This is a genomic window from Dyadobacter sediminis (assembly GCF_005860765.1).
Taxonomy (GTDB): domain Bacteria; phylum Bacteroidota; class Bacteroidia; order Cytophagales; family Spirosomataceae; genus Dyadobacter; species Dyadobacter sediminis.
Genome location: NZ_VCEI01000021.1, coordinates 1 through 20,467, shown reverse-complemented (window position 1 = coordinate 20,467; position 20,467 = coordinate 1). Strand labels below are relative to the sequence as shown.

At 43.3% G+C, this 20,467-nt stretch carries 21 protein-coding genes and 1 rRNA gene; 16 read left to right on the top strand and 6 right to left on the bottom strand.

The features are described from left to right. Window positions 1-35: 35 nt before the first annotated feature. The 10 genes from FEM55_RS07515 (at window position 36) to cysM (ending at window position 9,871) form a co-directional block, all read left to right on the top strand. On the top strand, window positions 36-440 hold the full coding sequence (locus FEM55_RS07515; RefSeq protein ID WP_138280730.1) for a hypothetical protein: 405 nt from the start codon (window positions 36-38) through the stop codon (window positions 438-440). A 67-nt stretch (window positions 441-507) separates the two neighbouring features. Next, entirely contained in the window at window positions 508-1,059 is a 552-nt protein-coding gene (locus tag FEM55_RS07510; protein ID WP_138281627.1) for a thermonuclease family protein, read from the top strand. A gap of 13 nt (window positions 1,060-1,072) precedes the next feature. Continuing rightward, entirely contained in the window at window positions 1,073-1,669 is a 597-nt protein-coding gene (locus FEM55_RS07505; RefSeq protein ID WP_138280729.1) for a hypothetical protein, read from the top strand. A gap of 105 nt (window positions 1,670-1,774) precedes the next feature. Continuing rightward, the gene (locus FEM55_RS07500) at window positions 1,775-2,917 is read left to right on the top strand and encodes a hypothetical protein (RefSeq protein ID WP_138280728.1); all 1,143 of its coding nucleotides are present in this window, start codon (window positions 1,775-1,777) and stop codon (window positions 2,915-2,917) included. Window positions 2,918-2,973: 56 nt separating this feature from the next. Then, on the top strand, window positions 2,974-4,365 hold the full coding sequence (locus tag FEM55_RS07495; protein ID WP_138280727.1) for a hypothetical protein: 1,392 nt from the start codon (window positions 2,974-2,976) through the stop codon (window positions 4,363-4,365). 33 nt (window positions 4,366-4,398) lie between these two features. Continuing rightward, window positions 4,399-4,908, top strand: coding sequence for a GNAT family N-acetyltransferase (locus FEM55_RS07490; RefSeq protein ID WP_138280726.1), 510 nt, complete (start codon window positions 4,399-4,401; stop codon window positions 4,906-4,908). 137 nt (window positions 4,909-5,045) lie between these two features. Then, on the top strand, window positions 5,046-6,764 hold the full coding sequence (locus FEM55_RS07485) for an AMP-binding protein (protein WP_171036504.1): 1,719 nt from the start codon (window positions 5,046-5,048) through the stop codon (window positions 6,762-6,764). Between the two features lie 68 nt (window positions 6,765-6,832). Next, entirely contained in the window at window positions 6,833-7,564 is a 732-nt protein-coding gene (locus tag FEM55_RS07480) for an alpha/beta fold hydrolase (RefSeq protein ID WP_229209140.1), read from the top strand. An 84-nt stretch (window positions 7,565-7,648) separates the two neighbouring features. Continuing rightward, window positions 7,649-8,857 (top strand): alpha/beta hydrolase family protein, encoded by a 1,209-nt coding sequence (locus FEM55_RS07475; RefSeq protein WP_138280723.1) that lies wholly within the window; start codon window positions 7,649-7,651, stop codon window positions 8,855-8,857. Between the two features lie 141 nt (window positions 8,858-8,998). Then, complete coding sequence (cysM, locus tag FEM55_RS07470; RefSeq protein WP_138280722.1) at window positions 8,999-9,871, top strand: cysteine synthase CysM; 873 nt, start codon at window positions 8,999-9,001, stop codon at window positions 9,869-9,871. 62 nt (window positions 9,872-9,933) lie between these two features. On the opposite strand, the gene FEM55_RS07465 is transcribed toward cysM, so the two are convergent. Further along, window positions 9,934-10,353, bottom strand: a complete 420-nt coding sequence (locus FEM55_RS07465; protein ID WP_138280721.1) for a cytochrome B — start codon at window positions 10,351-10,353, stop codon at window positions 9,934-9,936. A 71-nt stretch (window positions 10,354-10,424) separates the two neighbouring features. On the opposite strand from FEM55_RS07465, the gene FEM55_RS07460 reads away from it, so the two are divergent. From FEM55_RS07460 to FEM55_RS07450, 3 genes are all read left to right on the top strand, one after another. Beyond that, the gene (locus FEM55_RS07460; RefSeq protein WP_138280720.1) at window positions 10,425-10,727 is read left to right on the top strand and encodes a DUF4286 family protein; all 303 of its coding nucleotides are present in this window, start codon (window positions 10,425-10,427) and stop codon (window positions 10,725-10,727) included. 227 nt (window positions 10,728-10,954) lie between these two features. After that, window positions 10,955-11,329 (top strand): ribosome hibernation-promoting factor, HPF/YfiA family, encoded by a 375-nt coding sequence (gene hpf, locus FEM55_RS07455; RefSeq protein ID WP_138280719.1) that lies wholly within the window; start codon window positions 10,955-10,957, stop codon window positions 11,327-11,329. Between the two features lie 133 nt (window positions 11,330-11,462). Beyond that, window positions 11,463-11,876 (top strand): MaoC family dehydratase, encoded by a 414-nt coding sequence (locus FEM55_RS07450; RefSeq protein ID WP_138280718.1) that lies wholly within the window; start codon window positions 11,463-11,465, stop codon window positions 11,874-11,876. Between the two features lie 57 nt (window positions 11,877-11,933). Here FEM55_RS07450 and FEM55_RS07445 read toward each other — a convergent pair whose 3' ends face one another. Together FEM55_RS07445 and FEM55_RS07440 are read right to left on the bottom strand one after the other, a co-directional pair. Further along, window positions 11,934-12,116 carry a BF3379 family histone-like protein gene (locus FEM55_RS07445; RefSeq protein WP_138280717.1) on the bottom strand — a complete coding sequence of 61 codons (183 nt, stop codon included), beginning with the start codon at window positions 12,114-12,116 and terminating at the stop codon, window positions 11,934-11,936. 255 nt (window positions 12,117-12,371) lie between these two features. Further along, window positions 12,372-13,643 (bottom strand): aminotransferase class I/II-fold pyridoxal phosphate-dependent enzyme, encoded by a 1,272-nt coding sequence (locus FEM55_RS07440; protein ID WP_138280716.1) that lies wholly within the window; start codon window positions 13,641-13,643, stop codon window positions 12,372-12,374. A 185-nt stretch (window positions 13,644-13,828) separates the two neighbouring features. On the opposite strand from FEM55_RS07440, the gene FEM55_RS07435 reads away from it, so the two are divergent. The 3 genes from FEM55_RS07435 (at window position 13,829) to FEM55_RS07425 (ending at window position 17,349) form a co-directional block, all read left to right on the top strand. Then, entirely contained in the window at window positions 13,829-15,340 is a 1,512-nt protein-coding gene (locus FEM55_RS07435; protein ID WP_138280715.1) for an acetyl-CoA carboxylase biotin carboxylase subunit, read from the top strand. A 200-nt stretch (window positions 15,341-15,540) separates the two neighbouring features. Continuing rightward, a complete protein-coding gene (queA, locus tag FEM55_RS07430) occupies window positions 15,541-16,590 on the top strand; it encodes a tRNA preQ1(34) S-adenosylmethionine ribosyltransferase-isomerase QueA (protein ID WP_138280714.1) in 1,050 nt (349 codons plus the stop codon). 90 nt (window positions 16,591-16,680) lie between these two features. Beyond that, entirely contained in the window at window positions 16,681-17,349 is a 669-nt protein-coding gene (locus tag FEM55_RS07425; protein ID WP_138280713.1) for a 2-C-methyl-D-erythritol 4-phosphate cytidylyltransferase, read from the top strand. Window positions 17,350-17,479: 130 nt separating this feature from the next. Here the strand turns inward: FEM55_RS07425 and FEM55_RS07420 are convergent, their stop codons facing one another. From FEM55_RS07420 to rrf, 3 genes are all read right to left on the bottom strand, one after another. Beyond that, window positions 17,480-18,790: an alpha/beta hydrolase family protein gene (locus FEM55_RS07420; protein WP_171036503.1), complete on the bottom strand. Its 1,311-nt coding sequence runs from the start codon at window positions 18,788-18,790 to the stop codon at window positions 17,480-17,482. A 12-nt stretch (window positions 18,791-18,802) separates the two neighbouring features. After that, window positions 18,803-19,945 (bottom strand): acyltransferase family protein, encoded by a 1,143-nt coding sequence (locus tag FEM55_RS07415; protein ID WP_138280712.1) that lies wholly within the window; start codon window positions 19,943-19,945, stop codon window positions 18,803-18,805. Between the two features lie 440 nt (window positions 19,946-20,385). Beyond that, a 5S ribosomal RNA gene (rrf, locus tag FEM55_RS25470) occupies window positions 20,386-20,467 on the bottom strand; the annotation flags it as partial.

The window sequence follows — 20,467 nt, the reverse complement described above, 5'->3', positions numbered from 1 at the left end:
TTTAAAACTTCCGCATTGCCTGAAGAATAAATAAAATGGTAAAAATAGTAGTGATGCTGTTTGCAGGATTAAGTCTTGCAGCGCAAATTTTTAAAGAAAGCGACAGACTACCGAAACCCGAATCTGCTGCCATTATGACGATGGATACGGTTAAGAAGGATTCGGAAACGGGATTGATAACGGACCAGAATCTGTATATGGTCAAGGCGCAGTGTACAAGCTGCCATTCTTCCAAACTTATTCTGCAGAACCGGTTTACACGGGATGGCTGGAAGCAAAAAATACGCTGGATGCAGGCCAATCATAATTTGTGGGACCTTGGAGAAACCGAAAAGGAGGTTCTGGATTACCTTGAAAAACATTATGCGCCGGAAGTAACTGCGGCCCGGCGCGAACCGCTGAAAAACATCAAATGGTATAAATTGGAAGAAAAGCGTTGAAAACAATGCTTATATTTATCGCCTCAACAATCCTGAAAAAGTTCGCGTGCACAATTTAAAATTCCCGATGTTACGGCAAATTGCCGTTTGTCTGCTTGTCCTGGTTTTTACTTTCGGACTAACCTCCTTTAAAAACAGCGCATTAGCTCAAAGCAGTAAAAAGCCCATTGAAAAAAGCAGTGATTTGCCCAATCCGCTCAGAGCCGAAGTAATCGGTATTCAGGATGGCGATACCATTGAACTGAAATATGTATACAACGGGAAAAAAGCCGGTTTCCGGATGGGAAAAGCCGTACGAATCCGTTTTACGCACATTAATTCACCGGAACGCGGCAGGCCGTATTACAAAGTCGCCAAACAATTTACAAGCGACAAATGCTTTCATAAAGTAGTCAGTATCAAACACAATGGAGAATTTGACCGCTATGGCCGTTTGCTGGGCGAAGTAGTGCTCCCGGACGGCAAGATACTGAACAAGGAACTGGTCAAAAACGGGCTTGCAGTGCATTTCAAGAAATATTCGGACAGCCAGGAATACTCAGAACTTGAAATAAAGGCGAAAAAACAAAAGATCGGGATATGGAGCCCGCAAGGACAGGTTTCTGCGGCAGTAAAATAATTCAGTAAAACCCATGAGTCTGTCAGCTGCATTTTATCAGGTTTTCTATCAGAACGAGCAATTGTTTCAGGTTGAAGAAGCGTTTGAAATAAAAGAGAAAACCGGAACAATTGTTCAAAACCTGCCACAGCCGGAACCGCAGCCGGAACAAAGACCGGAAGTATTGCCGCCGGTAACGCAGGCACCTGCAGCTGCATTGCCGGCAACTCCGGCAATTCCTGTAAAACCAGCTGAAAATTTCCCTGCATTAAAGCATAAAATCCTGATCCTGATCGACGAGCCGAAACGGAAAGAAATGATTGCTTCAGAAGCGATTTTTCTGGACAATATTCTCAAAGCGGTCGGCAATTCTGTTGAAAATTCCGACGTTCTCAATTTCAGCTTTCTTCCCAGTCCGGATGCAGGCAAAGTGCTTACGGAAAAACGCACCAATTACTTTCTGACTTTCGGGGTTCCGCTTATCAAACTGAACCTTGATCTGCTGCTTGTACCTTATACGCCCAAAAACGTGGACGGCATCTGGTTTCTCCTTACCGACCCGCTGGCTGTGATTGAAGCAGACCGCAATCTCAAGAAAAAACTGTGGCAGGCATTGCAGCAAATGTTTTGAACGAGCCACCAAAAGCACCTTAACTTTATTAACTGCCGATTGTCACAATAATGTTGTGAATTTCTCTGTTTTCATGGATAATCGCAGGCTAATCCCTGAAAATATATGGCCAAATGGACTGAATATATTGCTAATTGGTTCCGCCCGAGCGAATCGGACGAAAATGAATATTACGATGACGAACCGGAAGCGGCACAAACGTCTTCTCCTGCGAATGAAACCATTTCACAGAACAATTATTCTGAAAAAACGGCCAAACCGCAAGCCGGCATTTCGGCCGGTACCGAAAAGCGGTATGATTCGGGCACTTCGGATAACAGCAATGCAGAAGTTGCCATTCCTTACTGGATTGAGGACGAAGATGCGCTGCGCGATGAAGGCGTATTGTTCGGGCTTTCGGAATCGGACCCGGAGGAAAAAACGGATATTATCCACAGGTATTTTTCCAATCTGACAGCCGGGTGCATTGCTGAAATTGAGCAGCATAACGAACAGATTCAGGAATTGAACCTTTTTATCGGGCAAAAAAACAACCGGATTGAAGAACTGAACGACAAACTGAAAAATCCCCCGGTTCAGTTTGAGCGCGAGCATCAGCTTCCGAGAACTTTAATCGGTATTTCGCTGTGTGTAGCCATGTGCATCGGCAATTTTTTCCTGATCAGGGAATCACTGAAACCGGCATTCGCGGATAATTCGTGGATTGCACTCGGCGTATTTCTGGCGGGAATGTTCAGTTTGTTCGGCCGGATTTCATTGTTCCATGATGCGGAATCGCGTATAAGCTGGAAATCACTGCTGGAAGAAACCGGTTTGCCTTTTGCCGCCGCATTGTTCGTGTTCGCCAATGTGGTTTCCTATCAGAGCTGGTGGCAGGCATTTGCGCTTTTTGTGTTTGTTTTCTTTCTTTTCCTGTTTGCTGGAAAACTGCTTCTCAGCAACATAACCGTTTTACGAAATGATCTGCAGGCGTGGCTGAGAGTTCAGCAAGAGCGTAAAGATGCTATTGACAACAGCGAGAACTGGGAATCCGAATGCCAGACTTTACAACAGGAGATTGATGAATTAAGGGTAAAAAAATGGCAGGTTCTGAGGGAACAAAGTGCTGCTGAAACAGAGCGCGACCGCCTGTATGCCAAAAGAGACATGCTGATCAAACTTTTTGAAAGTGAATTTTTCCTTGCAAGACGCATGAAAAATGAACTGACCGGAAAGCAGCTGAACATGATCCGGAAAGGCGGCAGTTAGCTTCTTTCAGTACTTCCAAACTCTGATTAATCCTACATCATTTTAAAAACAAGGCCATGAACGAGCAGAATCCAAACCAGAACGGTGATTATCAGCACGGTTATTCCAGCGGTATTGAAGGCATTGACCGGCAGGTTTATGAAGCTTATTTATCCAGCAATGTCAATCATGACTGGGTTATGGAAAGGCTTGAAGCAAAAAAAGAAGACTTGGATACGGTCCGGAGTAAATACCAGTCTACGGTTCAGCAGCACAAAACTGCTTACGACAAGCTGCAGAATGAGACCATGAGTCTGGACAATGTTTCCAGGCAGGTAAAATACATTCAGAATACGGTTGCCGAAATTGATTTCTTTTCTGAAAAATTACGGGAAAAACGTGCAGACAATGCGCCAACTTATTCGCTCATTGCTGGACTGATATTTCTGGCTGCGGGAATTTCCTTTATTGCCGGCGACCTGATCATCTCGCATGAAATCGTAGCTTATGCGCTCAATATCCGAAATTCCAATGAAGCGTGGGCCTTTGCCATCGGGCTTGCCATGCTTTCCATTCTGCTGAAACCCGCTTACGACAGGCTTGTAGAAGAACCTTATCATCAGGACGAATCGCCGAAAGCCAAAACGCGGTATGCACGTTTCAAGCTGATTTTGTCTGTATTTGCGATTGTCACGCTCGTAGTGCTGGGCTGGTTCCGGTATGAAGCGTACAGAACGGACAAGTTGAAGGAAGCAATCAATAAATCGGTCAAGAATCTTCAGCTGAACGCCGTTGACCCAATGACGGGCGCTCCCATAAGCAGCCCTGAACTGACCAATAAAATTGAAGCAGCACTGCGCAATTCCGATCAGCTGAACCTCGATCTTGTCAACAGTCCGTGGGCACTGCTTTCCTTTGTACTGAGTGGCGTGCTGTTCGCCATTGCAGGCGCCGTTTCGCTCGGCATGGCACTTCCTATTCTGCAGGGATTCTGGTTCCGCTGGCTTCAGGCCGACCCAAAACTTTGGAGTATGAAACGCAGAAAAAACAAACTCATAAAGCAACTGGAACCTTTGCAGAAAACACAGGCGCAGCATCTTATTCAGAAGAACATTCTTGAAAATGAAATTGCCGGCATGCCTGTTCTGCAGGAACTGAAACAGGAAGAAACCAGAATCCGGACAGAAATCGACAATCTGGAAGAAGAACGCAAACTTGCGCTGACAGACAGCCGCATCCAATCCTTTGGCGACGGCTATGCGCATGGACAGATCAGCCGGGATGTCATGAGTGAAGAAGAATACGATTCCTGGCGCAACAGCCATTTAACCGTTCTGAACCTTGCACTTCGTGCGCGTTCCAATGCCAGCGCAGACCGGGCTGTTCCGCGTACGCGCAGTACAGGAATGCGGCCGCATCAGGCCATCCGCAAAGCAATAACCGATCGTTTTGACGAAAACAACTCCTAATAGCTTCTTGAATTGGAGGCTGAAATTAACATTATGATTGAAACCCCTCATTTAAGAATCATTCCCTGCGACGACACATTGTACGATGCAATCCGCATGGGCAACAACATCCTTGCGCGCGTGATGGGCGTGAATGTACCGAGGAAATGGACCGAGTTCCGCGATACGTTTACACCGTCGTACGAACGCTGGAAAGCGCATCCGCCGTTAAGGGAATGGTGGGTATATTTGATCGTGCACAAGCCTGACAACCAGCTTATCGGATCGTGCGGCTATAAAGGCGAGCCGGATTCCAGCGGTATGGTTGAAATAGGTTACGAAATCACGCCTTCGCACCGGTTAAGAGGCCTCGGCACCGAAATCGCACAGGGACTTGTTGATCACGCATTTAGGCAAAACGGTGTGCACAAGATCATCGCGCATACACTGGCAGAAGAAAATGCCTCTGCTCACATCCTCGAAAAAATCGGTTTTTTACAGACCGAAGACGTTAACGATCCGGAAGACGGGTTTTTATGGCGCTGGGAACTGGCACGTAAATAACACCCGGGTTTTACACTTGCCGGCTTTTTAGCAGATTGACTAAGGGTTAAATATATTGCACTCAATTAATAATATTTTGTGTTAATTGATAACTTTAATTCCTGAATGCATTTCCAAATTTCCTTTCGTTTTGAATTATGGTTGAGATCTCAAAAGATACGTATCCCTGGCTTAAAAATTATCCCGAAGGAATTCCTTATGAAATCAATCCGGACGCCTATTCCTCTTTGCTGGAAATGATGGAAATCAGCTTTAAGGACAATGCAGAAAAGCCGGCGTACACCAATATGGGCAAATCGCTCCGTTTTCGTGAACTGGACAAGTTATCGGAACATTTTGCGGCCTATCTTCAAAGCATTGGTTTACGGCATGGAGACAGGATTGCCATTCAGATGCCCAATCTGCTGCAATACCCGGTTGCCATGATGGGTGCACTCCGCGCCGGACTGACCATTGTAAATACAAACCCGCTTTATACGCCCAGGGAAATGCAGCATCAGTTCAGGGATTCGGGAGCCAAAGCGATTGTAATACTTGCCAATTTCGCATCGAATCTGGAAAGGATTGTGGTCAACACCGGTATTCAGCATATCATCATTACCGAGATCGGCGACATGCTTGGCTTCCCTAAAAAGCTGATTGTCAACGCAGCGGTAAAATATGTAAAAAAGATGGTTCCCAAATACAATCTTAAAGGAGCCGTCACTTTTACGAATGCACTTGCAACCGGTTCGGGCATGACGTACAAGCGCCCGCATGTTTCAGGGCTTGACGTTGCATTTATCCAGTATACCGGAGGCACAACCGGAATTTCAAAAGGTGCCATGCTGACACACCGGAACCTGATCGCCAATGTTGAAGGCATTAACGAATGGCTGATGTCCAAAATGAGAAAGTCGGAGCCTTCCGGCCAGCTTACCATGGTTGGTGCATTGCCTTTGTACCATGTATTTGCACTGACAATTAACAGTCTTTGCGGAATCAAATGGGGTGCACTGAATGTACTGATTACAAATCCAAAGGACATACCCGCATTTATCAAAGAGCTTAAAAAATTCAGATTTCACATTTTTCCGGGGCTGAACACGCTTTTCAACGGACTGATGAATCATCCCGATTTTGCAACGGTTGATTTCAGTGACCTTAAAATAACGATTGCCGGCGGAATGGCTTTGCAGAAAGTTGTGGCCGAAAGATGGGAAAAAATCACGGGCTGCGTGCTTGTGGAAGGCTACGGACTTTCTGAAACTTCACCCGTGTTGTCTGTCAATCCGCTGGACGGCCATCACAAGAACGGAACCATCGGCCTGCCGTTCCCGAGTACCGAACTGCGCATACTTCGTGAAGATGAAACCTGGGCAAGCCCGGGCGAACGAGGCGAAATATGTGCCAGAGGCCCGCAGATTATGCTTGGTTATTATAACCGTCCGGACGAAACGGTAAAAGTGATTTTTGAAGACAGAAACGGCAGATGGTTTAAAACAGGCGATATCGGGATTGAGGATACAGACGGATTTTTCAAGATCGTGGACCGGAAAAAGGATATGATCCTTGTTTCCGGTTTCAATGTTTATCCCAATGAAATCGAAGATGTAGTCGCGCAATGTCCGGGCGTGCTGGAAGTGGCGTGCGTAGGCATACCGGATGAAAAGTCGGGTGAAATGGTGAAAATATACGTTGTCAAAAAAGATGCTGAATTGACCGAAGACAAGGTAAAGGCATTCTGCCGGGAAAACCTGACGGGTTACAAATGTCCCAGGAAAATAGAATTCAGGAATGAACTCCCCAAAACCAACGTAGGAAAAATTCTCAGAAGGGCTCTGCGTGAGGAAGAAATGGCCAAAGTCGGCAAATAATGCCGTTCTGGAACAAGGTTTGTATATATTAGCCAAAAAAGTTCTCAATACTGAAAATCATATGCATTATGAATTTACACCGGAAAACTTTGGTCCTTTTGCACGGACATGGCATAGACGATTCTATCTGGGATAAACTTGACGCCGAAGTCAACGATACTTATACGGTTGTAAGGCCCAACATTTCACTGTTTACTTCGTGCCAGTCTGTAGAGGAATATGCCGATGAACTATATCGTTTTCTCACCAGTGCAACTATTCAGAAATGCTGTCTGATCGGGCATTCCATGGGCGGCTATATTGCGCTGGCTTTTGCCGAAAAATATCCGGAAATGCTGATCGGACTCGGATTGTTCCATTCCACTGCCTTGGCAGACGATGAAGCCAAGAAACATCAGCGCAACCAGACCATAGAACTGCTTAAAAATCACGGGACGGAAGCATTTATTAAAAATGCCGCTCCGAATATGTTTGGAGAAAAATACAAGGAACAGTATCCGGAAAGAATCAAAAGCCATATCGAATACTTCAACAAGCTTCCGGCAGAAGCGCTGATTGCCGGACTGGTTGCCATGCGAAAACGCCCGGACAGAACAGCCGTACTGGCTTCGGTTCCTTTTCCGGTTCTGTTCATTATCGGCGTTCAGGACAAACTGATCCCGTTTGAGAGCGCGCTGAACTTAACGGAATACCCGGAAAAAAGTTATCCATTCGTCCTCGGCGAAGCCGCTCACATGGGTATGGTTGAGTCGCCGGATGCAACAGCCCGGATTATAAACTGGTACATGGACAAAATTTGAGCTGTAATTTAAATAGTAATAAATGATCAAAAATGGTTCAGCGTTCGTTATACTTTCAAAACGCTGAACTATTTCATTAACCTTATGCGAAGATATACATCCATACTTCATCTCAACAAATTTACCGTGCTCCTGCTGTGGAGCCTTCTGCTTCTTAATTCCTGTAAAAATGATGACAATACACCTGCTACGCCGGAAGAACCAAACAGCGTACTGGTGGAAAGCAGAGTCGTTACGGAACTTTCCAGAACGCAGATCATACAAAAAGCCAATATGCTGAGTCCACTGCTTGCTGCCTATGTCAAAAACGGAATAAAAGTTTACAAGATAACTTACAAGACAAAAAATACGGACGGTGCTGAAATCACTGCTTCCGGCGCACTGGTTTTTCCGGATACTGACCAGCCGGCTTCACTGGTCAGCATTCAGCACGGAACGATCCGCGATGATGCTTCTGCACCTTCCAACTTCAATGACGGAGCGGAGGCTGCTTCTTTCGGTTCCTTGTTCGGGTCGATGGGCTATATTATTGCTTACCCGGATTATATCGGTTACGGTGCTTCCAAGGATTATCCGCACCCGTATGAACACCGGGAAAGCCTGGCTTCGGCTTCACTGGACATGCTTCGGGCTTCCAAAGAATTTCTGAAAAAGCAGAATGAAGTAAAATGGGACGAGAAATTGTATCTGGCAGGATATTCGGAAGGTGGCTACGCAACAATGGCATTGCAAAAGAAAATAGAAGAAGAAGTCCCTACGGAATTTAATCTGATCGCATCAAGCTGCGGAGCCGGCGCATATGACAAGACTGCTTTTATGAAACATGTTATCAATACGGCCACGCAGGGAAATGCTTCGTACAACTCGCTTTATCTATGGGTTATGCTGACCTACGACCGTATTTACAAGCTTAATCGGCCAACTACTTATTATTTCAAGGAACCATTTGCAACCCAGATTGCCAGTTCGGGAATCAATACTTCTATCAATCAGAGTTTCAGTACCATTCTTACGGATTCGTTCAAAAAAAACCTGAACGATGGATCGGATGTCGGTTTTATCAATGCGGTCAGCGATAATGATGTTTATAACTGGAAACCGAAAACACCGACGCGGCTGTATCATGGAAATGCGGACAAGCTGGTATTTTACTTTAATTCGGAAAAAGCTTACAACACTATGAAGGCTTTGGGCGCTAATGTGGAACTGATAACGATTCCAAACGGAGATCATGCTTCTTCCATCACCAGTTATCTTGCCGGAACGCTGGCGTTTTTTACGGCTACGAAATAAAAGTATGCAGATAAGTTTCAAACGGCTCAACTTTTGAGATCAGCAAAGTATCATTCCGGTTTTCTGATTCCGGAATTATTGTGATTCTGTGCGGGTTTAAGAATTACCTTTGTTTGAATATATCACGAATTTACTAATTCAATGTCCTCACTTCTTGAACTTGTAGGCAACACTCCGCTTGTAGAACTCAACCGAATCAACCCAAACCCGGATGTAAAGATTTATGGAAAACTGGAAGGGAACAATCCGGGCGGCAGCGTAAAAGACCGTGCGGCTTTCAGTATGATAAAGGGTGCGCTGGATCGTGGTGAAATCAGGCCGGGAATGAAGCTTATTGAGGCAACCAGCGGGAACACAGGCATTGCGCTGGCCATGATCGCACGTTTGTTTGATCTGGAAATCGAACTGATCCTGCCGCAGAATTCCACCAAAGAGCGCGTGCTGACGATGGAAGCATACGGCGCAAAGGTTGTTCTTACCGAAACCATGGAAAGTGCACGTGACTATGCCGAAGAGAAAGCAGCAGGCAAGGAATATTTTCTGCTGAACCAGTTTGCCAACCAGGACAACTGGAAAGCGCACTACAACACGACCGGACCGGAAATTTACAAAGATACAAACGGGAAAGTAACTCATTTTGTATCGTCAATGGGGACAACCGGCACCATTATGGGCGTATCGCGCTATATGAAAGAAAAAAATCAGAATATTCAGATCGTCGGCTGCCAGCCAACGGATGGTTCCAGCATTCCGGGCATACGCAAATGGCCGGAGGCATATCTGCCGAAGATATTTGAAAAAGAGCGTGTTGACCGGGTAATGGAAGTAACGCAGGAAAATGCGGTTCAGATGACGCGGAAGCTGGCCAGAGAAGAAGCGGTTTTTGCCGGAATGAGCAGCGGAGGAGCAGCCTGGGCGGCCGTAGAGCTTGCCAGAGAACTGAAAGAAGGAATTATAGTCTGCATTATATGTGACCGCGGAGACCGTTACCTTTCCAGCGATTTGTTTGGTTAAGCGGATCCGGAAAAAATTCCGGCACGTAACAGTAAAATGCCTGTGCCGGAATTCAAAAAATTTTAGAACCAGCCTGCACCCAGATTCCTGAACGGCCATGGAATAGCTACAATAATAATGATCAGCGCCATTGCATAAAAGTACAGAATTGTGCGGTGCTTGTCGCTGCCGATGGCTTTTCTTGAACGTACTCTTCCATAAGTAATCAGCACAATGGCAATCAGCATCATGAAAATGTGTTCGATGGAATAAAAACGAAACAGCTTCTCTCCGATCTGATCAAAATTGACCTTTGGACTTATAAAATAAAGCGCCAGCCCGATCAGAAGCTGAATGTGCGTGGCGATCAGAGCGAATGAATAGATTTTACTGTCGCCTTCTTTCGATTTCTGCCAGTTGGAATAGGCAGCGAAAACAGCTGCAATCAAAAGTGCCAGTACCACATAGCGAAGGCCGGAATGGGCACGTATAAGAATATTCATGATAAAAACCTGGTTTTGGTTAAGTAAGTATAAGTTTGCAAATGTAACGACGAGTATCAAATTATTATACAATGATCCTATATAACATCACAGTCAACATCAGTTATCAGGCGGAAAAAGATTGGCTTCATTATATGAAAACAATTCACATACCCGAAATCATTGCAACGGGCATTCCGCTTGAATGCAAGTTGCTCAGACTGCTCACAGAGATAGAAAATGAAGGCTCCACCTATACTTCACAGCTTTTATTCCGGACAATGGAGGACTTTCTGGCGTATCAGACACATCATCAAGCGGATTTGCAAGAAAGGCACCATGCGCTTTTTAACGGACAGTACGTCTCATTCAGAACCCTTCTTGAGGAAGCTTAAAAGCGCATTTTGTCCGTTTCGCAGCAAAAGTAAATATAATTAAACGCACTGTTTACTTGACATTAAGTGATTATTTAGCTTATTTAATATATCGTTAGTTCCGGTTTTTGCACGGAAGTAAATGACTTGTAATTATTTTTTATGATAATTAAAGTCTGATTTATCTTCCGGGCATAGTATTATTATTAACGGTTATAAAATATGTTTTACCTTAAAATAAAGTGCTTATGAGACTGCAGATGCAAGCCATTCATTTTGACGCCGATCCCAAACTGTTGAACTTCATTCAACAAAAACTCGATAAACTTGATACCTTTTATGATCGTATCACCAGCGGAGAGGTATTCCTTAAGCTCAAAAAAGGCGATAATGCCAAAACGCAAACCAAACTGCTGGAAGTTAAATTATATGTTCCGGGCGGTACCATGTTTGTCAGAGAAGAGGGAACGACATTTGAAGAAGCGACTGATTTGGCAATAGACACTTTAAAGATGCAAGTGAAAAAATTCAAGGATAAACGCACAAATGCAAGAGCGCCCAAAGTTGCTGATGAATTGGCAGCAGAAACATTGACAGTCATAACCGAAGAAACGGAGGATTAAAAATCCATATAAGTGAACAAACAAAAGAAGTCGTCCTTAATCGGGGCGACTTCTTTTGTTTAAGCTGCATTCAAAAATATTTTGCAGTGCGCTTGTAAATTAATTTCTTTGAAAAAAATGTAACTCCAGTAACATGAATATTGAATCCGTTGTCGATGCTCAGTTTGAGTACTTATTTAAATTTACCCAGGAAGAAGTTGAACGGTTTGCCGAGCTGACAGGAGATAACAATCCGATCCATCTTGATGCGGAATATGCGGCAACGACCAGTTTTAAACGACCTATCATACACGGTATGCTGGGCGCTACTGTTTTTACCAAGGTTCTGGGAACGCAATATCCCGGATTCGGCTCCATTTACCTCAAACAGACACTTGAATTTCTGCGGCCTATGTACGTGGAAACGGATTACAGAGCTGTTTTTACGATCAAATCCATTGACAAGGCCAAACACATTGCGGAGATCGGTGCTGAAATTTTTGACGCCCACACCAAAAAGGTAGTGACCAGAGGCATGGCAACCATGATCAATGAGGAGAAATTCTAAAAACAAGCCCGGACCATCAAAATGATCCGGGCTGGAAATCTATTGTGTGCTGTTAAACTATTCTTCAGTCGTATTCTTTTTATTCTGAACTTCCGAACGAATATCCTGAGCCAATGTCTTTAGGTCCTGCATGCCTTTGCGAACACGCGTTCCAGCTGCCTGGTTACCTTTGTTATAGAACTTATCGAAATCGCCCTCAAGCGAAAGGATCAGATCTTTTACTTCATCAAACCTTGCCATGTGTTTCTTTGTTTTTTAGTTTAAAAATGCCTCAAACACGCTAAAAACGCATGTTTAGACCGAAATTTAATAATTAAATGTATTTTCACAATCCAAAAAACAAAAAAAAACACTTCTAAAATACAATTAATTACTTGCAAATACATAAAAATCTGATATTCAATTGATTACCTTATAAACAAATTGATTTTACAGAAAATAAAAAAAGGGCTTTTTTTGAAAAAAGCCCTTTGAAAGCGAAAAACGCACTTTTTATTATTCTACAACTTCCTGAACGTCTTCAATTTGATATACCCGGTTTTTCAATTTGTCAGCCAATGTGGTAAAGGCATTGAGGGTATATTCAACGTCTTCCAGCGTATGCGCAGCCGTTGGAATAATACGCAGCATGATTTGTCCTTTCGGAACTACCGGATATACAACGATAGAGCAGAACACACCCATATTTTCACGCAGGTCGCGAACCATTCTTGTAACTTCCGGAACACCGCCTTCGCTGTGCAGAAACACGGGCGTAACCGGCGATTCTGTTTCACCGATATTGAATCCTCGTCCTCGCAAACCATCCTGCATTGCTTTTACATTTTCCCAGAGTTTCGCACGCAGTTCCGGCATGGCCTTCACCATTTGCAAACGCTTTCGGCATCCTTCCACGTACGGCATCGGAAGTGCTTTCGCGTAAGTCTGAGAACGCATGTTGTATTTCAGGAACATAATGATTTCAGGATCATCGGAAGCAATGAAAGCACCGATTGCGGCCATGGATTTGGCAAAGGTGGAAAAATACAGATCCACTTCTTTCTGAACGCCCAGCAGCTCTCCTACTCCGGCGCCGGTTTCGCCCATGGTACCAAATCCGTGTGCATCATCAACAAGCAGCCTGAAGTCGTATTTTTTCTTTAACTCAACAATGGCCTTAAGATCACCGACTTTTCCTGACATTCCGAAAACACCTTCGGTAATTACCAGAACGCCTCCACCTTTTTCATTGGCCAGTTTGGTCGCACGGATCAGGTTTTTCTCAAGACTGACCATATCGTTATGGTTGAACTTGTAATACTCGCCCAGCTTGGCTTTATGCAGACGAATTCCGTCGATCAGACAGGCATGTGATTCGGCATCGTAAACAATTACATCCCGGTGGTCGCAAAGGCATTCGATGGCAGACATGACGCCCTGATACCCGTAATTAAGAAGAAATGCATCTTTTTTGCCTACAAACTCAGCCAGTTCTTTTTCAAACGTCTCATGCAGGGTAGAATTTCCGGACATCATACGAGCGCCCATCGGATAGGCAAGTCCCCATTTTGCAGCAGCATCGGCGTCTGCTTTTCTTATTTCCGGATGATTGGCCAGACCCAGGTAATTGTTAAGACTCCAGTTAAGTACCTCACGTCCCATAAATTTCATGCGCGGTCCCAATTCTCCTTCCAGCATCGGAAAAGAAAAATAATGATGGCTATTCAGCATTTTTGCCGGATTTCCGATCGGACCTGAATTGTTGCGCAATTTCTCGAAAATATCCACTCGCTTTTATTTTATGTGGGTAATCAGTTACCGTAATGTTAGATAAATGCAAAATTAAAAAAAATACGCTTACTTTAATGCAAAGCTAACATTCCCATCGCGTGTAAGTTAGTAAAATAATAGAATACACTACATTTACTTCAGGGCTTCTTTTTGATACTTTACCACAAATTCAGAACGTTCCGATGCGTCAGATAAAGAAAATATTGGTTGCTAATCGTGGAGAAATTGCTTTAAGAATCATGCGGACTGCGCGGGAAATGAATATTTCCACGGTCGCCATATTCAGTGAAGCCGACAGGAAATCGCCGCACGTACGCTTTGCAGACGAAGCCGTTTGCATCGGGCCTGCGCCTTCTTCCGAGTCTTACCTGAACGCTGAAAAGATTATTAACGTCTGCAAAGCACTGCATGTGGACGCCATTCATCCGGGATACGGTTTTTTGTCCGAAAATGCGGAATTTGCAAGTCTTGTGAAAAAGGAAGGAATGATCTTCATTGGCCCTTCGCCGGAATCCATTGAAATCATGGGAAACAAGCTTGCTGCTAAGCAGGCCGCCGCACGTTATAACATCCCGATGGTTCCCGGCACGGATACAGCCATCGGCGACCGCCAAGCTGCGAAGCAGAAAGCATTGGAAATCGGCTATCCGATCCTTATCAAGGCAAGCGCAGGCGGAGGCGGAAAAGGCATGCGGATTGTTGAGAATGAATCCGGTTTTGACGAACAAATGGACCGTGCAGCAAGCGAAGCACTGGCATCTTTCGGCGACAGTTCTGTTTTTATTGAAAAATACATTACTTCTCCAAAACACGTTGAAATACAGATTCTAGGCGATCAGTACGGCAATATTGTTCATTTGTTTGAGCGCGAATGTTCCGTGCAGCGGCGTCATCAGAAAGTCATAGAAGAAGCGCCTTCCGTTTCGATTACGCCTGAAACAAGAGCAGAAATGGGCATCTGCGCCATCAATGTGGCAAAATCCTGCGGTTATTACGGTGCAGGAACAGTCGAGTTTATTGTGGATGAGCAATCCCGTTTTTACTTTCTGGAAATGAACACGCGCTTACAGGTTGAGCATCCGGTTACCGAGCTGATTACCGGCATTGATCTTGTAAAGCAGATGATTCTGATTGCCGAAGGAAAACAACTGACGTTCACGCAAGATCATATTACTTTGAAAGGCCACGCCATTGAAGCAAGAGTATATGCAGAAGACGTCTTCAATAATTTTCTTCCGGATGTAGGAACGCTTCATACTTACGTAAAACCGGACGGAAACGGAATCCGGGTCGACGATGGCTTTGAGCAGGAAATGGAAATCCCGATTTATTACGATCCGATGATTGCCAAACTGATCGCATATGGAGAAAACCGGGAAGAAGCGATCCGGAAAATGACGCGTGCGATTGATGAGTACCAGATCTCGGGCGTTCAGACGACTCTTCCTTTCTGCCGGTTTGTAATGACGCATCCGGCTTTTGTGAATGGCAGTTACGATACCAATTTTGTTTCTGCGTTTTTCAAACCGGAAATGCTGAAAACTGCGCTGAATACTGAAACTTCCGAGCTGGCTGCACTTCTTTCTGCGGTTATTTTGACCGGTTCCGAATCAAAAAAAGAGCCTGTGGAAACAATCCATTCCGATTCCGGTTCAAGGTGGAAATCACGGCTGTATCCGAGGAGCTTGAAATGAAAATTTCTGTTGTGTTTCAAAGGAAAATTGCCTACTTTTGCGGTCTTAATTTTTTGTAAAGTTGTTTACACAGAATTTACGCAATTGAAAATACCTGTGCAAGTAACCTGACTGAAAAAGTTTTTTCATAAAGGAATACTTAGCCTGTTTTGACTGCCACATTGTCATACGACTAAAAGAAATTCACAGATTATCCAGCTATGAAGCTATCCGAATTTAAATTTGATCTTCCTCAGAGTTTAATTGCACTTCATCCTTCCGACCGCGGCGAATCCCGACTGATGGTTGTACATCGTAAAACAGGAGAAATAGAACATAAAACATTTGCCGACCTTATCAATTACTTTGATGACGGCGATGTCATGGCAATTAATGATACCAAGGTTTTCCCGGCTCGTCTTTTTGGCCAGAAAGAAAAAACAGGAGCAAAAATCGAGGTTTTCCTTTTGCGGGAACTGAACCGTGAAATGCGTTTATGGGATGTTCTGGTTGATCCTGCGCGGAAAATCCGGGTTGGAAACAAGTTATATTTCGGAGACAGTGATCTTGTGGCGGAGGTAATTGACAACACAACTTCCCGCGGACGTACAATCCGTTTTCTTTATGACGGCGATAACGATGCTTTCATGAAGCTTGTGGATGAACTGGGAGAAACGCCGCTTCCTCCCGAAATCATTTCTCGTCGCAAGGTTGAATCCGCAGACCGGGATCGCTTTCAAACTATTTTTGCTGAACACATCGGGGCAGTTGCTGCGCCGACGGCCGGAATGCACTTTACAAAAGCCATTATGAAAAGGCTGGAAATCAAAGGTGTGAACTTTGCTCCGGTAACACTTCATGTTGGACTTGGAACTTTTCGTACCGTAGACGTGGAAGATCTGACAAAGCATAAAACGGACTCCGAAAATTACAGGATTACGCAAGGCAGCGCGGATATAGTAAATACGGCCATTGACGCTAAGAAACGCATTTGTGCCGTCGGAACTACTTCCTTGAAAGCCATTGAATCCTCGGTTTCCGCCAGCGGGCACCTTAAAGCAGTGGAAGGCTGGACGGACAAGTTTGTTTTTCCTCCGTACGATTTTAAAATTGCAACGGCACTGCTTTCCAATTTTCAGCTTCCGGAATCTATTTTGCTGATGTCTGCCTGTGCATTCGGAGGCTTTGATCTGGTTATGAAAGCTTATGAAATCGCCATTAAAGAAAAATACAAGTTCTTTACTTACGGCGATGCAATGCTGATTATATAGTCTTAAATAATTATGAAATAATGGTCATTTAGGATCAGGCAATTGTAAAATCCTGATTCGTAAATGACCTTTTTTTATTGTCTTTGATCTATGGAGGAGTTTGTAATCATTGTTGCCGGCGGTAAAGGAACCCGCATGAAAAGTGAAGTTCCCAAGCAGTTTTTTTTGATAAATGGAATGCCGGTATTAATGCATACGATTCAGGCATTTCGTAAATATTCGGCTAAAATAAGTATCATTCTCGTTCTACCTGAAGATCAGTTTGATTTTTGGAACAATTTATGCCAGGAACATTCATTTGACATCGAATACGCACTTGTTAAAGGCGGAGAAACACGCTTTCATTCCGTTAAAAATGGTCTTGCTTCTATTTCCGTTACAGACGGATTTGTTGCAGTTCACGATGGTGTCAGGCCTGTAATCAATAAAGAAATTATCGAAAGCAGTTTTTTGGCAGCACAAGAATTCGGGACCGCTGTTACTTGTGTGAATTTAAAAGATTCTATACGTTTCGCTGACCAGAATGGCAGTAACAAGGCAATGGAACGTACCGACTTCAGATTGATACAAACTCCTCAGACGTTCAGACTGGAATGGATGCGTAAAGCTTTTTCGGTAGATTACAATGCTGGTTTTACCGATTGTGCAAGCGTACTGGAAGCATCGGGTTATTCCATTCATCTGATTGAAGGCGCCTATGAAAATATAAAGATTACAACGCCGGAAGATCTGGTTTGGGCAGAAATATTTTTAAAATAAAATTTGAAAGTAATTGTTGGAAATCAGTTTAGGTTATTAGTTTTTGCAATTTGCTTTGTACGCAATATATATCTGTCTAAAAGCAGTAAGTTAATTTTTAAAATAAATTTAAATACGAAATACTAAGGTTTTATAACCATTTATCAAACCAATCAAATGCATCCTTTTGCATTTCCAGATCAAATTTATGCGGCCCATCGTAATATCCGGCTTTATACTTATTAGAAGCTTTGGCTTTCGCATACACGTCTTTTAAAATCTGATCTGCTTTCTTCATCTCCGGCAAAGTATAAAGTTCATCCTGATTGTTATTCTGGACCATTACTGGAAGCGGAACTCTTAACCCTAAAATCTCGGGAAAATCAAGGAACTTCGGCAATAAAGGTGTGTAAGTCATCCATGTATGTGTAAAGGATTTGTTTAAAATGAGATCGTTCCAGGTTGTCATAAATCCAACACAGACAGCACATTTGATCCGGTGATCAAGACCTGCGAGATAAACCGTACGCAAACCACCGCCGGATAAACCGCCGCATCCCATCCGATTCGGATCAACCTCCTTTCTTTTGCTCAGAATATCCAGTGCAATCTGATCTTCAGACAGGAAAACGCCGGGCCAGGTTGTTCCTGCACAAAACAAGGACTTGGACATAACATGCTCATGTTCAGAAGCCCACTTGTTATATGTTGCTATATTCTCAGGCTTTTCCGGATCATTGTCGCTCTTTTTGGAAACATCCAGTTCACCCCAGTTCAATCCGTTTACATCCTCATAAAAAACCCTACGGCTACCAAAAGTAAAAGTATCATGAACAAGCACAACATACCCGCGCTTCGCTATTTCATTCGCCCAAGCTTTGCCGCCATAATCTGACTTTTGATGTTCTGTTAATACCGGATGCTGGTCATCAGCCGTTTTAACAATTTTCCGGTATCCGAAATATTTCATTCCTGCATGATCATGCAATGCCAAAATAGCCGGAAGCGGTTTCGTAATGCCTTTTGGCTTCAAAAGAACGGCTTTTGTAGATCTTCCGTACGGCAATTGCCATGAAAGCTCTTCTATTTCAAGACCGTCATAAACGTATTTTTTCTCTACAACAACCTTTGGTTCTTCCTTTGAAGGGCTGGATAACAATTCCTGTGTTTTGGCGATTGCCCTTTCTCGCCATGCATTCAGATCCGTTATTTGTGGATTACGAAAAGACAATGAAGGTACACCGCCAATCAACGATGATGCCCAGCCTCCGTATCCACCTATTATACTTTTATCTGTTGCCATGGGTATATTCTGATCAGCTTGATTATTGGAATTGCTCCTACTAAAATCCATTAAAGAGAATGTAAAAGGCATGGCCGCAATGGAAATGGAAGTTTTAAGAAATTCCCTACGGACATTACTTTGCTTTTCATTATTCCTTTCATCATGCTTGAATTTCATTTTTAAAAAGGCTTAAACTTTTATAAAAATTTTATTTCGGTACAAAAAATATAAAAACAGCCAGACAAGAACGAACCCGCCAAGTGCATTATATACTTCATGCCATGATTCCGGCGCATATTTGTAAATGCCGCTGAACAGAAGTTCTGATGAATAATTAAAATTGATAAATCGTACAGCCAAATAAATAACAAGTGAATTCACTCCAATAACACGGAAGAAAAATGACCACTTTTTGTAACCCTTTATATCAATAATCCAGTAAAAAACAGCCAGGAAAGTAAAAGCCATTCCACTGGTTAGCATAATAAAAGAGCTAGACCATAAATGCTTGTTAATTGGAAATATCAAGTTCCATACAAGGCCGGCAATTACCCCTGTAATTCCAAATAAGAAAAGGTATTTAAGCTTTTGTAAAGAAGCGTAATTGCGCAAAAGAATATCTCCGGCAATGGTACCGAATATAGTGAGACATATAGCCGGAAATTGGGTTAATAACGCAAGTTCATCATATGTCCCTTGCTTTAATTTGCCAGGCATGAAGTTGCGGTCGAACCAGCCAACCAGATTTCCTTCAAAGGTCAAATTACCGGCTCCATATTCCGGAACAGGAATGAAAATAAGACATAAGTAATAAGTAATCAGCGTAATGAGACTAATATAAATTCTTTGAGTAAATGAAAAATTCAGGTATAAGATTGCTCCGATAAAAGTAGCCAGCCCGATACGTCCCAATACACTTCCGTAACGAATATGAGCCGGATCAAAAATGTCAATTGGTGCATTTTTATCCAAAATTCCCAAGGTAATCAGAATTAACATTCTCTTGAAAATTTTACTGATCAGTTCTGAATCTTTAAGACCTTTTGAAAGTCCGCCTTTAATACTGAATGCCAAGGAAGTTCCTGCCAGAAATAAGAACAGCGGAAAAATGAAGTCAAAGAAAGTAAAGCCATGCCATTCAGGGTGTTCAAACTGAGCTGAAACAGAATCAATAAACGGTAAGCCTGTTTTACCTCCAAGCAAATAAATAAATGCACCACCGCCCGAAATCATCAGCATATCAAATCCTCGCAATGCATCAATGGAGGCCAGCCTTATGGATGAAGGAGTTTTATCAGTTTGTAAGTGGCTTATAATGAAAGGTGCCTCCATATATATATGTATTTATATGTTTGCACTATAAGGAACCTATCTGATATTTTTTACTTAACTAAATTGAATAAGTTGAAGATAGGCCAGTCATGTTGTGGGTAGGTTGTTACTATTTGTATAATAGGAATTAACCTATGCTATATAAATCAAATTTGTAAAAATCTTGCATTCTGGTTTTACAAGATTCCTACTTTATTTATAAATAGACAACAAAGACGCTCATCCGAAAGATAGGCTTCTTTGTATGGGTGTTAGTTAGAATGTGAATGTGGCGTTTACCTGTGTTACCAGGTTTGCTTCTAAGCTTGTTCAGCGCAGTATAACCGCGGGGATGGAAGGCTTAACTTCTGTGCCGGAAATGATAAAGAGGTGAATGCCAGGGCGGGATGGTGTAAAAAGAAAAAGACCATCTTTTTGGGGATGGTCTTTTTACGATGGTATTGTGGCGGCTACCTACTTTACCGGGTTTGATCCAAGTATCATCGGCGGTTCCGGGCTTAACTTCTCTGTTCGGAATGGGAA

Excerpts from the sequence above, each read along its gene's own strand:
- FEM55_RS07415 (WP_138280712.1), bottom strand. The coding sequence starts at position 19,945 with ATGGAGGCACCTTTCATTATAAGCCACTTACAAACTGATAAAACTCCT.
- FEM55_RS07420 (WP_171036503.1), bottom strand. The coding sequence starts at position 18,790 with ATGAAATTCAAGCATGATGAAAGGAATAATGAAAAGCAAAGTAATGTC.
- FEM55_RS07510 (WP_138281627.1), top strand. The coding sequence starts at position 508 with ATGTTACGGCAAATTGCCGTTTGTCTGCTTGTCCTGGTTTTTACTTTC.
- FEM55_RS07475 (WP_138280723.1), top strand. The coding sequence starts at position 7,649 with ATGCGAAGATATACATCCATACTTCATCTCAACAAATTTACCGTGCTC.
- FEM55_RS07445 (WP_138280717.1), bottom strand. The coding sequence starts at position 12,116 with ATGGCAAGGTTTGATGAAGTAAAAGATCTGATCCTTTCGCTTGAGGGC.
- hpf (WP_138280719.1), top strand. The coding sequence starts at position 10,955 with ATGAGACTGCAGATGCAAGCCATTCATTTTGACGCCGATCCCAAACTG.
- FEM55_RS07500 (WP_138280728.1), top strand. The coding sequence starts at position 1,775 with ATGGCCAAATGGACTGAATATATTGCTAATTGGTTCCGCCCGAGCGAA.
- queA (WP_138280714.1), top strand. The coding sequence starts at position 15,541 with ATGAAGCTATCCGAATTTAAATTTGATCTTCCTCAGAGTTTAATTGCA.
- FEM55_RS07485 (WP_171036504.1), top strand. The coding sequence starts at position 5,046 with ATGGTTGAGATCTCAAAAGATACGTATCCCTGGCTTAAAAATTATCCC.
- FEM55_RS07505 (WP_138280729.1), top strand. The coding sequence starts at position 1,073 with ATGAGTCTGTCAGCTGCATTTTATCAGGTTTTCTATCAGAACGAGCAA.
- FEM55_RS07425 (WP_138280713.1), top strand. The coding sequence starts at position 16,681 with ATGGAGGAGTTTGTAATCATTGTTGCCGGCGGTAAAGGAACCCGCATG.
- FEM55_RS07495 (WP_138280727.1), top strand. The coding sequence starts at position 2,974 with ATGAACGAGCAGAATCCAAACCAGAACGGTGATTATCAGCACGGTTAT.
- FEM55_RS07490 (WP_138280726.1), top strand. The coding sequence starts at position 4,399 with ATGATTGAAACCCCTCATTTAAGAATCATTCCCTGCGACGACACATTG.
- FEM55_RS07435 (WP_138280715.1), top strand. The coding sequence starts at position 13,829 with ATGCGTCAGATAAAGAAAATATTGGTTGCTAATCGTGGAGAAATTGCT.
- FEM55_RS07480 (WP_229209140.1), top strand. The coding sequence starts at position 6,833 with ATGAATTTACACCGGAAAACTTTGGTCCTTTTGCACGGACATGGCATA.
- cysM (WP_138280722.1), top strand. The coding sequence starts at position 8,999 with ATGTCCTCACTTCTTGAACTTGTAGGCAACACTCCGCTTGTAGAACTC.
- FEM55_RS07465 (WP_138280721.1), bottom strand. The coding sequence starts at position 10,353 with ATGAATATTCTTATACGTGCCCATTCCGGCCTTCGCTATGTGGTACTG.
- FEM55_RS07460 (WP_138280720.1), top strand. The coding sequence starts at position 10,425 with ATGATCCTATATAACATCACAGTCAACATCAGTTATCAGGCGGAAAAA.
- FEM55_RS07515 (WP_138280730.1), top strand. The coding sequence starts at position 36 with ATGGTAAAAATAGTAGTGATGCTGTTTGCAGGATTAAGTCTTGCAGCG.
- FEM55_RS07450 (WP_138280718.1), top strand. The coding sequence starts at position 11,463 with ATGAATATTGAATCCGTTGTCGATGCTCAGTTTGAGTACTTATTTAAA.